The organism is Haloferax sp. DFSO60 (assembly GCF_046557615.1).
In the GTDB taxonomy this organism is placed as follows: Archaea; Halobacteriota; Halobacteria; order Halobacteriales; family Haloferacaceae; genus Haloferax.
Genome location: NZ_JBKIII010000003.1, coordinates 249,611 through 264,061, shown reverse-complemented (window position 1 = coordinate 264,061; position 14,451 = coordinate 249,611). Strand labels below are relative to the sequence as shown.

12 protein-coding genes and 1 pseudogene are annotated in these 14,451 nt (G+C 57.3%); 3 read left to right on the top strand and 10 right to left on the bottom strand.

Going from position 1 to position 14,451, the window contains the following annotated elements; all coding sequences use genetic code 11:
- Positions 1-244: 244 nt before the first annotated feature.
- Positions 245-430 (bottom strand): hypothetical protein, encoded by a 186-nt coding sequence (locus tag ACK509_RS15740; protein WP_410767530.1) that lies wholly within the window; start codon positions 428-430, stop codon positions 245-247.
- Between the two features lie 305 nt (positions 431-735).
- Positions 736-951, bottom strand: a pseudogene (locus tag ACK509_RS15735) (rhodanese-like domain-containing protein); the annotation flags it as partial.
- 282 nt (positions 952-1,233) lie between these two features.
- Between ACK509_RS15735 and ACK509_RS15730 the strand changes: the two are divergent.
- Positions 1,234-2,094, top strand: coding sequence for a translation initiation factor eIF-2B (locus tag ACK509_RS15730; RefSeq protein ID WP_410767506.1), 861 nt, complete (start codon positions 1,234-1,236; stop codon positions 2,092-2,094).
- An 86-nt stretch (positions 2,095-2,180) separates the two neighbouring features.
- On the opposite strand, the gene ACK509_RS15725 is transcribed toward ACK509_RS15730, so the two are convergent.
- Complete coding sequence (locus tag ACK509_RS15725; protein ID WP_410767505.1) at positions 2,181-3,026, bottom strand: class 1 fructose-bisphosphatase; 846 nt, start codon at positions 3,024-3,026, stop codon at positions 2,181-2,183.
- Positions 3,027-3,262: 236 nt separating this feature from the next.
- Between ACK509_RS15725 and gfcR the strand changes: the two genes are divergently transcribed.
- Entirely contained in the window at positions 3,263-3,889 is a 627-nt protein-coding gene (gfcR, locus tag ACK509_RS15720; protein WP_410767504.1) for a transcriptional regulator GfcR, read from the top strand.
- 29 nt (positions 3,890-3,918) lie between these two features.
- Here the strand turns inward: gfcR and ACK509_RS15715 are convergent, their stop codons facing one another.
- The 3 genes from ACK509_RS15715 to ACK509_RS15705 form a co-directional block, all read right to left on the bottom strand.
- A complete protein-coding gene (locus ACK509_RS15715; protein WP_410767503.1) occupies positions 3,919-5,172 on the bottom strand; it encodes an HAD hydrolase family protein in 1,254 nt (417 codons plus the stop codon).
- A gap of 132 nt (positions 5,173-5,304) precedes the next feature.
- The gene (locus ACK509_RS15710; protein ID WP_410767502.1) at positions 5,305-5,658 is read right to left on the bottom strand and encodes a hypothetical protein; all 354 of its coding nucleotides are present in this window, start codon (positions 5,656-5,658) and stop codon (positions 5,305-5,307) included.
- A 101-nt stretch (positions 5,659-5,759) separates the two neighbouring features.
- Positions 5,760-6,980 carry an MFS transporter gene (locus tag ACK509_RS15705; RefSeq protein ID WP_410767501.1) on the bottom strand — a complete coding sequence of 407 codons (1,221 nt, stop codon included), beginning with the start codon at positions 6,978-6,980 and terminating at the stop codon, positions 5,760-5,762.
- A 182-nt stretch (positions 6,981-7,162) separates the two neighbouring features.
- Between ACK509_RS15705 and ACK509_RS15700 the strand changes: the two genes are divergently transcribed.
- Complete coding sequence (locus ACK509_RS15700) at positions 7,163-8,173, top strand: NADP-dependent oxidoreductase (RefSeq protein WP_410767500.1); 1,011 nt, start codon at positions 7,163-7,165, stop codon at positions 8,171-8,173.
- 161 nt (positions 8,174-8,334) lie between these two features.
- On the opposite strand, the gene ACK509_RS15695 is transcribed toward ACK509_RS15700, so the two are convergent.
- From ACK509_RS15695 to ACK509_RS15680, 4 genes are all read right to left on the bottom strand, one after another.
- Entirely contained in the window at positions 8,335-10,512 is a 2,178-nt protein-coding gene (locus tag ACK509_RS15695; protein WP_410767499.1) for a universal stress protein, read from the bottom strand.
- Positions 10,513-10,930: 418 nt separating this feature from the next.
- Entirely contained in the window at positions 10,931-12,079 is a 1,149-nt protein-coding gene (locus ACK509_RS15690) for an ABC transporter permease (RefSeq protein WP_410767498.1), read from the bottom strand.
- The gene (locus ACK509_RS15685) at positions 12,072-12,836 is read right to left on the bottom strand and encodes an ABC transporter ATP-binding protein (protein WP_410767497.1); all 765 of its coding nucleotides are present in this window, start codon (positions 12,834-12,836) and stop codon (positions 12,072-12,074) included. The genes ACK509_RS15690 and ACK509_RS15685 overlap by 8 nt, the downstream gene beginning before the upstream one ends.
- A complete protein-coding gene (locus ACK509_RS15680; protein ID WP_410767496.1) occupies positions 12,833-14,416 on the bottom strand; it encodes a CARDB domain-containing protein in 1,584 nt (527 codons plus the stop codon). The genes ACK509_RS15685 and ACK509_RS15680 overlap by 4 nt, the downstream gene beginning before the upstream one ends.
- Positions 14,417-14,451 lie beyond the last annotated feature (35 nt).

Below are 14,451 nucleotides of genomic sequence, written 5' to 3'. Positions count from 1 at the left end.
TCTTCAGTCAGGACACCTGCAGTGTCGTCGATCGTTTCGACAACAGTTCCGTGCTTCCCATGGTATTCATCATGGTCCGGGTCAGTGACATCGGGAATGTCTATACGGACTTGATTCCCCGGCACAAACTGTGTCATCGTTCACAAGCAGTCGATTCAGGGTAATCAATGCCTCGGCAGGTACTCATTTTGTCAATATATTTGCTTGCTCCATCTTTAACTATCACTTTTCCACCTAAGCGAGGTTATCTAGACACGTACAACTGCCCAAGTTCTTCTTCCCACTCCAGATACGTGCGCTTCGCCCACTCGCCTTGGTGGTACGGTTTGGGGACCACGTCACGGGGTTCGAACTGCATCCCACCGTCGCCGTCTTCCAGGGTGTAGCCGCCATCTTTCCACGCACTAGTTCCTCCATCGAGGACGCGCACGTTGTCGTACCCGTATTCATGGGTGATTGCCGCCGCCGCGACGTCGAGAGATGTCCATCTCGGCAGGTGAGTACGAGAGAGTCGTCGGTATCGACATCGTTCTCGGCGAGCCACTGGTCGAGATGGTATCGCGGGACCCACTTTGACCCCGGGACGTGAACCTCACGGAACCGTTCGCTCGTGTCCACGTGAATAATCGTTGGCCCGTCACGTCCCACCAGCTCGGAGAGTTCGGATGCTGAGACGGGGGTAATCATTTCCTCGACCATCGACTGGTGTCGTGGTCGGTCGTTGGCGGTGATGGCGGCGCGCTCACCGCTCTGATCGCAAAGAATCACGGAGGCGTTCGTAGTCGGAACGATATCCGGTAATCGAGATTCGAGGATGCGGCGTGGAACGAGCGTGCTTTCCTCGATGTGTCCGCGACTGTAGTCGAGTGGTTCTCGGATATCGATCACGGCGACCTGTCGGTCGGAGCGGAGTGCCGCATACGTCTCTGAAGGTGTGAGGGTGTTTACCATGGCGTGGCTGCCGTTGGGGAGAAGAGGAGAAATAAACTCGGTACAGACACTACCACGGAAGCCTTCCATCACGGCTCCGTTGCCGTTGTCGATTACGTTGGGGCAGCATGAGACGGATACACAGCAGACAGATCCACGGGGGAGTGACGGATGACCACTATTCGTGGGTCAGACCTACGTTTTCAGGCCACTGACGACGCTCGTTCTGTCTTGTATTTTCAATTTCTGTAGTGAAGGAGAAGGGGGCGAAAGTCCATATTGATGGGTGTCACAATTAATGTCATGATCGATGAAACGGTGGACCAAATTCGGACGATGCAGACCCAGAGTGCCTCGATAGTCGCCGTGAAAGCCGCTACGGCACTCAAGGAGTTGATAGATAGAGAACACCGTACCGTTGAAGAATTCACGAGATCACTAGAGCGCAATAGTAGTGCGCTCCGACAGGCAAACCACTCCCACGCATTGCTGTTCACGACCCAACAGCGAATCGTCACCGAACTCAACGAGTCCGACCCCGACACTGTGAAGGAGGCGAAAGAGCGGTTGCGAACCACCATCGAGGCCATGGTCGACGAGATCGAATCGAGCAAGCGCAAAGCGGCGGAGACGGCGGCTGGGCTCATCGAGGACGGTGACGTAATCTTGACGCACGAAAACTCTTCTACGGTAATGGCGACGTTGGAGTACGCCCTCGACTCTGGGACGAGCTTCGATCTGTTCGTGACTGAATCCCGACCACGCTTTCTGGGGCGCCGAACGGCCCGTCAGATAGGGGGTCGAGAGGGCGTGAACGTGACTCAAATCGTCGACGGGGCAGTTGGGTACTATATGTCCGATTGTGACCGGGTCATGATCGGAATGAACTGTCTCATCGCCGAATCCGTATACAACCGGATTGGTACTTATCCGGTGGTCGCCATGGCCGCGTGTGAGGGCATCCCCGTGACTGTCGTCGGAGTGGGACTGAAGTTCATCGGGGGTGGTTTCGAATTCAAAAACAAATTTGGGCCCGCAGTGGAAGTGATGCGGGAACCGGTGGACACATTCGATATCGCGAATCCAGGGTACGACGCGACACCGACTCGCCTCCTCGACACGGTGGTCACCGAAGATGGAGTAATCGAATTTCAAGCAGAGTAGCGATACTACTCAGGATATCAGACCGTACTCAGCAGTCAGGCTTAGAGAAAACCGAGTACGATAACCGAGAGTGGTGACACTCGGGTTCACTCGGTCAGCGCCGTCTCTACTCGCTCGATGAGTTCCTCGTTCCCGAGGAACGTCGGTGTTCGAGCGTGCAATCCAGTGGGTTCGACGTCGAGCAGTGACTGGGTACCGTCCGTGGATCCGCCTCCACCTGCTTCGACGAGGTACGCGAGCGGTGCAGCCTCGAAATGAACTCTGAGTTTCCCCTCGGGATAGACCGCCGTCTTCGGATAGCCGAACAGCCCGCCGTACTCCAGAACTTGTGCTAGGTCAGCGACCGTCGCACCGCCGTAGCGAAGTTTCAGGTCGTGTTCTAACTCCTTAGCAAGGGTGTTGAACTCTTCGCTGCGCTCACTATCTTTTCCAGCGAGCCCAACCACCATTGCCTCTTCGGGAATTCTGAACGTTCCCCAGCGCTCGCTGAAGCCGTCACGCAGGAGGAATTCTTGGACCGTATCGCTGTCGTCACGAGCAACGGCCATCGTCGTGTACGGGCCGTACAGCACCATCATCGAGGCGACGAGTTCCCGACCCGACGCCGGTAAGTCGGCATCGTAGACGCCGATGATCGTCCCGACGGAATTGTTCGAGGCGAGGTTCGACGACCCGTCGAGCGGATCGATAGCAACGCTGTATCCGTCTCCACAGTCGACGACATCTTCACGCTCTTCGCTGGCGTACGCGCCGACACAGTCGAGTGACGAGAGCTTGTCGAAGAACAGACTGTCGGCCCAAACGTCGGCACCGATCTGGTCTTCGCCGCTTGGGTTCGTCCCCGCTCCGGTCCTGGCATGGTCGGCGAGGTGCATATTCACGTAGTGAGCCGTTTGCTGGACTGCGTTAACCACGCTATCCAACTCGTTCACAGAGAACACCTCGTTTTCATATGACACTTGTTGACCATGCTCGTTATCGGGATTCGAGCAACATTAGCGTAATGATAAGACGGTATTCCGACAGTTCCATCGTCTCGCCGAATCGCTGTACTATCGCCGCAAACGACTCCGTGCCAAATCGGTTTACGGAGGAGTATTTTCCAGGTGCGAAAATCAAGTATCCATGAAAGACAGTTAATTTCACGGACGTTCTATCACCTTGTGAAATGAGGTCAATTGACGCACTCATTGAAAGCGCCGAGCAGTTGACAAACCAGGGGCTCTCTCAAGGTGAGGTCGCAGACGAACTAAACGTCTCACGTGAGACGGCGAGTTGGCTCGTCGCCCAGAGTGGCACACCGAAAACCGAAGCGAAACGCTCCGATAGCCCAATCGACGTCCACGTGGACTGGAGCGCCATCGGTCGAGACGGTCACCGATTGAGCCATCTCGGTGCTATCATGGCGAGTCTGCTCGCTCAAGAAGGCGAAGATGCCGACCTGACAATCGGAATCGGGAAGACCGGTGGACCGCTCGCGACGGTTGTCAGTCAGGAACTCGGGACAGACCTCAGCGTCTATATGCCGAGCAAGTACCAGTGGAACGAAGACGAGAGTGAGCCTGCGACCGGGTCGTTCTCCCAGAATTTCGCGCTGGTACAGGACAGAGACTGCTACATCGTCGACGATAACATCGACACCGGACAGACCATGACCGAGACCATCGGCCAAGTACGTGATAGTGGTGGGAACCCACGGGCAGGCGTCGTGTTGACGGACAAACTCGGAACAGGCGAGATAGACGGCGTCCCGATATTTTCGCTCGTCAAGATGGTCCAGATGGGCGAGAGGTGACACCGCACGTGTGGCCTCCAACGGTCTACTCACATCTCGTCGGCGAACCGATTCAACGCGTACACCGTCCGAAGAATATCACCCGCACGACCTTCGTCGAACACGAGTTCGTCCGTCGACTCGACGAAGTCCAGGACACTCTGTGAGGCGTGTTCAGGGGCTGCAGCGATACCGGATTCGTTCTCGTGAACCCAACGCATAACACGTAAGTCGCTCTTCGAGTCACCCATTACGACGGCGAATGGGTCATCGATGCTAAGCACTTCGAACGCCTTCTCGACGCCCACGACCTTGCTCAGTTCGAGGCTGCCGACTTCGGCGGCGTCGCCCTCGTAGTAGCCGATATCGATTCGGTCGAGGATATCTCTCATCTCTGCGGGGACATCGGTCGGAGAGATGTCCGGTAGTTCACCTGCTTGTTCGAGAACCGAGTGAATCTCTCGGTCCTGGTCGGCGTAGTATGTGCGCGTCCACTCGGAGACACGCTTCACGTCCCCTTCGACCCGGTCGAGAGCAGAGAGCGCGTCGCTCAAGAGGTCGAGTTCGTAGACCAGGGCCTCGTCGATAATCTCTATCGCCGCCGCAGACCCTGTGTCAAAGTTGGGCTTCATCGTGACGTTGAACTCGTTTCCTTGGAGGTGACACCCCCGACGGAGTCGTTCGGGTGCTTCTGAGATGACGCGCGACCGTACGTCGTCGAAGACGGCCTGTATTTCGTCGTCTAAATTCTCATACAACAGTTGCTTCGTGTCGGCACCGTGCCCCGGCGTGAAGACACCAGTCCCGGTCTCGTAGACGATGCTGACGTTCCCCGAGTGGACGATTTTACTACCGAGGCCTTGGATGGCGAAGCCTTTGACGTTCTCGAGGGTCTGACCGGTGCAGATGACGATAGGAACTCCCTCGTCGTAGAACTCGGTCAAGAGATTGAGCGTGTCACCAGGTATCTCGTTATCTGTACTCCCCGTCGAACGCAGCGTCTCGTCGACGTCGAGGACGAAGACGTTCACTGCGCGGTGATACTTGTTGTAGAGGTCGAGACCCATGAACGCCTGTTCCTCCCGTGCTCTCGTTGCGAGGTCTGCAAACGTCTCTCCGAACTCAGGGAATGCCACCTCAATCTCTGCTTTTCGTTCGGTGAGTTCCTCGTTAATCTCCTTCCAACGGTCGAGCGCGACGGACGACTCGACGAGTGGAAACAGGTCGACGAGGTCTTGCAGCGCACGGAGGGCGTCTGCATCGTGTCGGTCGTACAGTTCGTAGAGCTTGTCGTACTGTTCCATAGATAAAAATGGACAGGCAGGATGATAATTTGACACGCTCGTCGTAACCAGATTCCGAAGTATCGTGACGGCGAGACTGAGCGACTCGCCGCATCGCAGGAATGCCTGGGTCTGCCTTTCTGCGGGCAGTGCCTACACCCGGTTCTGTAGTTTATCCATCTTACATTGCACACAAAGGTCGTCCACAAAGCACGAGATACTGTCGTAGGGACAGTCGTATTCCTCTACGTCTACCCTGAGACGCCGTTTTTCGTTCTCCCATACTGATTGCCAGTTGTCGATGTCCATCTCATGTGACGAAAAGACGACTTCGTCATCTCTGTCGATGATTTTGGCGACCGTCACGTCTTGCTGTTTCGTCTTGATGACCTCGATCGCTTCTCGATAGGACGAACAGCGGATTTCTTCCCTGCCAGCATCGTCGTCGAGAAGGTGGACGGAAATCCGGCCGTCGTATTCTTCTGCCGGCTCAATCCTGTACGTCATAGTGGAAACTGTTGGATGTACTCGGAAAAAGGTACTCCCCTAGCGCATTTTCGGCTGTACGGACGGTATTAGAGTGACATCTACCAGTCTGTGAGTTCGACTCAGAACCCCTGCAAATCTCCACCGGGTTCGGGCGCACGAAACGCTAAGAGGACACCAAAGAGAGCGACGCCTCCAGCGACGAAGAACGCAAGGTTATACCCCGACCAGTCGATAATTGCGCCGGCTACGATAGGGGCGGCAAACGCGCCAAGTAGGCCAATACTCGTCAGCAAGGAGACGGCCGTGGTCCGAACTGTGGGTGCAACGAGTTCGGTGATGTAAGAAAAGATGAGTCCAGTAATGAGTTGGATAGCGAAGCCGACGACGATGACCGTTCCGATGACAAGCCCGAGTTGCGAGACGAACACGAACGCGACGATGGCAGGAGTAGTGACGGCGAACGACGAGAGGATAACTGGACGACGCTTTCCACCAAACACACGGTCAGAGATTAATCCGCTGCTGGACCGTGCTATAGCACCGATTGCCGGGAAAAGAGCGGTCAGCAGACCACTCGCCGCCAACGAGATGTCGTATGCATCGACGAGGTAGCTCGGGAGCCACGTGTTGACAAACAGATAGAGCGAGTAGGCCAGAAAACAGAGTACACAAACGATCCAGACTGCTTGACTGGTAAACAGCTCGCGCAGTGCTTTGTTGTCGGGGGCAGCAGCATCAACACCGGGAACGTGGCGGCGGGTCGCGAGCAAGAAGACAGTGATGCCGACAACGCAGAGTGCGGCATATAGGGGGAAGACTGCAGGCCAACCAGCTGCTTCTTCGATGAGGGGACTGCCGAACTGACCGAGTGTGAATCCGACTGGCGCACTCGCGGTGAACACTCCAACCGCAGTCGCACGATACCGAGACTCAACGGCGCTGCCGACGGCGTTCGCACCTGCATTCCAGAAGATGACGTACGCGAGACCACCAAGTACGCGCGAGACGAGTAACGAGAGATATGCCCCAGCAGTAGCCGCGTACCAGCCCCAGATACCTGCAACGGAGAGTCCGACGGCACCGAAGAAGACCACCCGGCGGACCGAAAAGCGGTCGAGGACGATGCCGACAGGGATGCTAGTGACGACAGCAGTCGCGTACATGATGCTGACGAGCAATCCGGCGGTACTCCCATCGATTCCGAGTGACGCTCGAATAACAGGGAAGACGCTCGCTGGGGCGATTTCGTACGCTGCGGCTGCTGTCGAGAGTAAGAAAAACCCGACGAGCAGACCCACTGCCTCGTATCGAGATGTTTGGTTGGTTGGTCGGTCGCTCACGGTTTCTATCTCTGATTTCTTGAAGAATGCTAAACCACTTGCTGTTTGCAGGTCGAGTTACCTGCTGGCTGTTGGGGTTCGTTAATCGTTCTCTCTTCTCGTCTACAGTTCACCACTATTCATTTGCCAGAAACACCACCCGCCTCCAGAAGCCCTTTCGGTGAAACGACCCGAGCCAGGGTATGCGCGATTCCAACCGAGAGTGGTACTTTGCTGAACGACCAGAAGGCGAGCCAGACGCAGAGAGTTTCGAACTTCGAGAGGGTGACGTCTCAGAGCCAAAGCACGGACAACTCTTAGTACGTGTCAAGTACCTCTCTGTGGACCCGTACATGCGTGGCCGGATGCGCGACGCAGAATCGTATGCTGATCCGTGGGACGTTGGTGACGTCCTTCGCGGTGGAATCGTCGGTGAGGTCGTCGAGAGTAAGAGTGACCAATACGAAGCAGGCGACCTCGTCACTGGGAACGGAACGTGGGCCGACTATAGCGTCTTGGATGCAAACGATGTCGCATCCGTAGACCCAGATATCGCAGACCTCCCGGCGTATCTCGGAACCCTCGGAATGCCAGGTCGAACAGCGTACTTTGGGTTGCTCGAAGTCGGCGAGCCAAAGCCAGGTGACACCGTTGTCGTCTCTGGTGCTGCTGGCGCGGTTGGCTCAGTCGTCGGCCAGATTGCGAAGCTGAATGGGTGTCGTGTCGTCGGCTTCGCTGGCTCTGATGAAAAGATCGACTGGCTCACCGAGGACCTCGGGTTCGACGCGGCAATCAACTACAAGAAGACCGATGACTACCAAGCAGCCCTCGACGACGCCGCACCAGAGGGTGTCGACGTCTACTTCGACAACGTGGGTGGGCCGGTTACCGACGCTGTGTTCACGAAGCTCAACCTCGATGCACGTGTCGCAGTCTGCGGTCAAATCGCACACTACAACGATGAAGAGGTTCCAATGGGCCCACGAAAGCTCCCGATGCTTATCGCCCCACGTGCCAAAGTACAGGGACTTCTCATCGGTGACTATGCAACGCGATTCGGAGAGGCGTCCGAGCAACTCGGAAAGTGGGTTGCAACTGGACAGTTAAAACACCGTGAGACAGTCGTAGAGGGCCTCGAAAACGCACCAGATGCATTCCTCGGGCTTTTCTCTGGTGACAATATCGGAAAACAGGTCGTGAAAGTCTCCGGCTGACCGTCTCTACTCCGTGCGAGACAGTTGGTTAGACATTCCGGGTTATTACTTGTCGGTTGCTCTTCGAGTACTCCGTCCTGAGTACACAATCATCAGTCGAAGAAGTGGTAGTAGAGTGCGATGACGGATGCCAATTCACCGTCAGCGACGTCGTTACTGCCTCAGGATGCGAGGCGTTCGAGTAGTCGCTCAGCCACGGACGGTCGGCGAGAAGCATGTGAGTACACTGTCAGTGTCGTACAGTTGTAACTCGGCGTCGACGACAACGTCCCGAGGAGAGCGGTTCTGATTCGACGGTCAGGACTCGGTTGTACGACGAGGTCGGGGTGGACACGTCGTCCGCCATCGGTAAAGAGGGCCTCCGTCCGAACTGGGACAGATAACACGTTGTTGAGGTCAGTCCGGTACTCGTTTACTACCTTCAACCGGTCTGGTTCGTCCGATTCATCAGACGTGTACTGAATCGAAATCGTCCCTCGATTTGCCGAGGCGACCCGCTCGGCGATGCTGACTGCGAGTGGAGAGTATGGGCTGGTAGCGCCCGTGAGCGTCACCCGCTTCGGTTCGTCGTAGCCGAGGTTATCGACGAGAATGACGTCACAGGGGGCGTGTCGGACGACCCAATCGATGGGGTCGCCGAACAACCGCGACTGGAGTCGAAGCGGTTCGTGTTCAGCGACGATAGTGTCCACACCGCGGTGGTCAGCGAAGTTGACCACAGCGTGTTTCGTATCGTGGCTGACGATTTCGTCTGCCTCGATAGCAACCGCAGCGTCGTCTGCGAAAGCCGACATTCGGGCCTCGAAGGAAAGGTCAGACGGAGACTGGACCGTGATGTCGTCTGTCAGTGGTACTTGGTCTGGGACTTCGTCAAACCGAACGGCAACGACCCGTCCGTCGTCTCGGGCGACGAGGTCGGCGGCGACGTTCACGAGTGCTCGTTCACGTTCAGGACCGACGTCTTTCGTGAATGCAACGAGCACTTCCTTCGTGTGTTCGTCGGTCGCAGAGACGACGTTGGTCACGGCGTTCTTGTTCACTTGACGTCGAATTGCGTTGGTTGCGACGCCCGAGCGGTTCACCCGTGAACGAGCGTACGCGAAGTACCAAGCGACGCTTCCGACGACGATTACGAAGGCACCGACAAACGCGACGGGACCCATCTGGGTCAGCAACAACACACCAGTTACGGCACCGAACACTTGGACCCACGGGTAGAACGGAGAGGTGAATTCTGGGTTGTACTCCGTGCTTCCCTCGCGGAACGCCACGACAGCGACGTTGATGAGCGAGAACACGAGAATCTGGAACGCACTCGCCAATTTAGCAATCTCTAAGATTGGGACGAACGCGATGAGCAGGAGCAACACGATACCCGTGAGTGTGATCGCAGGAATGGGCGTCCCAAAGCGGTCGCTCACCGTCGAGAGCGACGGCGGTGCGAGTAAATCACGACTCATCGCGAGTGGGTATCGAGACGAAGACAGGATTCCGGCGTTCGCTGTTGAGATTAGCGCGAGTACTGCAGCGAGGATGACTATGATGACGCCGACCTGTCCGAGGGTGGATTCTGCAGCGACGGCGACTGGTGTCAGTGACCCTGCGACCGACCCCGGCTCGGTCACACCGACGAGGACTGCCACGATTGTTATGTACAGCAGCGTGGTGAACACGAGTGAACCGAGGATTCCGAGGGGAATGTTCCGACCGGGCGATTCGACTTCTTCGGCGACGCTCGCTACTTTCGTGACACCTGCATAGGAGACGAACACGAGGCCGGTCGCAGCGAGCAATCCGGAGAGACCGGCGTCGAAGAAGTTCGCGTAATTCGCTGGTTGCACGCTTGGGGCACTCCAGGCCGCAAACCAACCGAGCGCAGCCAACATCACGGCGACGATGGCAATTTGCAGTCTCCCCGTCTGTTTCGCTCCGATGATGTTGACCAGAATCAAGAATGCTGCGAGTCCCAGCGCGACTGGTTTCAAGGGCAGGTCGAACAACAACAACAGGTACGGAACGCCCCCAACCAGTGCGAGCGCACCCTTGAACGACAGCGAAAACCACGTACCCACGCCCGCGATAGTTCCGAGCAAGGGCCCCATCCCGCGTTCGATGTAGATGTAGGTGCCGCCAGCTTCCGGCATGGCAGTCGCCATCTCTGATTTCGAGAGCGCTGCAGGAACAACCAGTAACCCCGCGAGCGCGTACGCGACTATGACTGCGGGCCCTGCAATCTCGAGGGCGAGAGCGGGCAAGATGAAGATGCCGCTACCGATCATCGCACCAGTGCTAATCGCAAGTACAGACGGCAGACCGAGGTCTCGTTCTAATTCTTTCATGTCTCTTCTCGGGCCGGGTTTCGGCTCGTCGGTGGGCGGTCTGGTACGTCACTGTCTCGTCGTATCATCATGTAGTTCATAATCAGATTGGGTTCTCCAGCACGACTTTGCCGGTAGTGGGACTGTATACGCTAAGAAAGAGCCAATCTGTTATAAAATTGCGTAAATAATTGCCAGACTGTTCGAATAATACTAACTATTACACGAATAATCTAAGTAATTGAACTCTGCTTCTGTTGCGAGTTAGATTATTGGCAGGAGTGAAGCAGGAGTGAAGCAGGAGTGAACGACCATCCGATTCGGGGTACTCGAATTGCGCAAGATAGCTCTTGTCCGCAGTATGCAACTGTTCACACGAGTAACTCGATAGATGCTTGTAATCGAGAAGTTAGCCACGTGGTAGCGTTGCTGGCTTCGCTCACCCACGCAACGACTCGACAGGTGGCTCCCACGCTGCCCGATACGCTGGGTACAGACCACCGACGAGCGCGACGGCCGCGCCAAAGGCGAACCCACCGAGGACGATGAGGGCGTTCGTCGGGACGAGTACAGCACTCAATGGCAACTCCGTGTTGAATGCGATTCCGACGACGGTTGCCACGCCGAGGATTGCTCCGAGTCCGCCTCCACCGACCCCAAGGAGCGTAGACTCGAACAAGAGCGTCCAGAGGACCTCGTCACGATGGATGCCCACCGCCCGGAGGACGCCAATTTCACTGCGACGCTCGGAGATTGTCATGAGCATCACGTTAAAAATCGAGACCCCGGCGACGACGAGTGAGACACCCGCTATCGCGAGTAAAAAGCCGTTCAACAGGCCGAAGAATTCCTCGATTTGGGTGAGTACGTCGGTGAGCGAGAAGACCGAGACGCGGTCTTGCCGCGTGTTGAGAGACGCACGAATCTCGTCGGCGATTGCCGTTGCATCCGGGCCCGAATTCGCTTGGACGACGACCTGTGAATAGCCGCTGGCGACGAATTCGTCAGGGGGCAAAACGACGGCTGAATCGGGCTGTAGCGGCGTAATCGAGGACTGGTCGGGGAGAACGGCGACGACTCGATACGTGTTCGACTCCACAGTAATTTGCGAGCCAACCTGCAACTCGAGTGCCGACGCGATATCAGCTCCAACGAGTGCACCCTGTCGGTGATAACTCGGAACACCGGGGGCACTCCCGAACAGTGCCTGCGGATTCGTCGTACCGTACACTTGTGCGAAGCTCTGCCCGCCAGTCGCACTCACTGTCGCGCCGGTCGATTTCAGTGGAATAACTGTCCCTCGACCTGCTGCTGCGCGCTCGATCGCCTGTAAGTCCCGACTGTTCAATTGCTCGCTATCGGACCCTGCTGCGGGACTGACGATTACTTGATTTCCGAGTCCACCTAACTCGTCGGTCGCAGCGACTTGCAGTGCTGTCCCGAGCGTTCCGAGTGTAACCACTGCGAAAACACCGATCATGATACCGAGTGCTGCGAGAACTGCCTTCGCGCGCTGGCGTGAGAGATTCTGAAGTGCAAGCGATACCGCCGGGAGACGCAGCGAGATGCTATCGGGGAGATTAGGCATCTGAAAGTACTCCATCGACGAGTTCGACAGTCCGGTCGGCGAACTCTCTCACGAGGTCGTCGTGCGTGACTGCGACGACACCCACGCCAGTATCTGCGATTCGGTGAATCTCTTCGAGGACTTCCACGCCAGTGTCGGTGTCGAGATTCCCCGTCGGTTCGTCGGCGAGCAGGACGTCGGGTTCGTTGATGAGCGAACGAGCGATAGCGACACGCTGTTTTTGCCCGCCAGACAACTCGTTTGGTGTGTGGTCGAGTCGGTCACCGAGTCCGACACGAGTCAGCAAGTCGACCGCACGAGGTGTCGCATCGCCGGGTGAGAACGCGGTCGGAAGCCGCACGTTTTCGACCGCAGTGAGCGAGGGAATCAAGTGGAAGTCCTGAAAGACGAATCCAATCGTTTCACGCCGCGTATCGGTTCGTTCTCGCTCGCTCAGTCCTGCGACGGGTTCGTCGTGGAGTAACACCGACCCAGTCGTCGGTTCGTCCAAGAGACCGAGGAGATTGAGCATCGTCGATTTTCCCGACCCAGAGGGGCCGATGATGGCGACGACTTCACCCGCGCTGACGCCGAAGTCGATGTCCGAGAGGGCAGTGACCGTCCCTGCACCGCTATCGTACTGTTTGGTGACGCCAGCCAGTCGAAGTGGCTGTACCGCTGACTTCGCACCGAGACCAGCAGCGAGCGCCTCCGACTCAGATTCGTCTGCCGAAGTGGCGTCAGCCGACCCATTTGACAGTGGGAAATCAGACGTCATCGGTACTGACGGACGAGGAATCCAACGGTGAGTGGGACGCCGATACCGACGAGCAGGAGGACGCCTACAAACGTCACCGACGACGAGAACACACTATTCGACGACTGGCGTTCTGCCGGGAGGTCGACCATCGTCGTCTCGGTGATTCGTTCGTCTCCGACCGTGTAGGCAACTTCCACTGGGACAACAGAGGTGTTCTCCCTGTCGACTTGTGCGGTCAACTCGAACGGCGCGAACTCGCTCGAGGCGACCGTGCCAACGAAGTAACTCCGCTGTGGGTAGGCCGGTTGGGCGTACTCACTCGCGGGAACGCTGACGACCACGCCGGTAATCTCACCGTTGCCGACGTTCGCGAGGTTTCCACCGAGTCGGACTGCACCCCCGTCGGAGACACTAATGTTGATGCCAGTCAGTTCGACAGCACCCCGAGCGAGGCGGTCGAAGTCAGTTGTGACCGACCGTCGTTCTCCCGCGAGGTCGTACTGCGCCACGAATTGGAGTGATTGCACTGTCTCGGCGTTGTCGAGATTCACGGTAACCGTCGTCGATTCACCGGGTTCGAGGCGGTCAGCGACGGCAAATCGACCGATTTCATTCGCGACACTACCGTTCTCAGTCTGGGGAACGAGAACGACGTTCTCGATTGCGGCGTTCCCGAAGTTCGTCACCGTCACGCCGATTGGCGAGTCGCCAGCACCGTCACCAGAACTACTCTCAGATGGCTGTAACGCCCCGGCCCCACCGTTGAGGAGGCCTGCGATGCCACCGACGCCCGCATTCCCGCCTCCGCTATCACCACTATTCTGCACGGGGCCGATGCGGATTCCAACGTCGTCAGCGAGCGTTTCCACACGCGCTTGTTCACCGTACGTGACGTTCGCGGCGGTTCCGCTCGCCGTCGTGTAGTCGATTCGGGCGGTAACGTTCGTCGTCCCTTCTTCGACTGGTCGTACCGAGAAATTGAGCGTCGTAGACGCCCCCGCTGCTAATTGCGGGACGGTCCTCCGAACCTGTTCGCCGCCGCTTGGGTTCGTAATCGTCACCGTCAGGTCTCGAAGTGGGGACGTCGTTGGGTTCGAGACGGTTGCTTGGACCGCAGAATCAGCAGAAGCGACGAGCGTTGGGGCAGTCAGGTCGAGTTGTGGTGCGCCCTGTTCGACCGCAATCGTCAGCGGTCGAGTCGCAGTCACTTCGTCGTCGTCGGAATCAGAAGCGACCGCGACGATAGTCAGTTGGTACTCTCCTGAGGAGTCGAGGGTGAACGTGACTGGGACCGTAAGCGTCTCGCCGGGAGAGAGTGAGCCGAGTCCGGTCGCTCTCCCTACGACGTCGCCGTCACTCGTCCGGATTTCGACTGTATCGAGCGTCGCAGCGGACGCGCTTCCCGCAGAGAGTCGAACCGTCGCATCGACGGTGAGCGGCGCACCAGCCGTTGGTGTCGCAGGCGCGACAGTCGCATCCGTCACGGCAACACGCGCATCGGGGACTGCATCGGCGAGACCAACACCGAGAGGTGAGGCGAGTGACAAGACCATCACCCCGACGAGAAGCAGCGTGGTGGTATGACGGATGACAATCATTCTTTGCCGGGGTTAGGTGTGAGCAGGGATATACT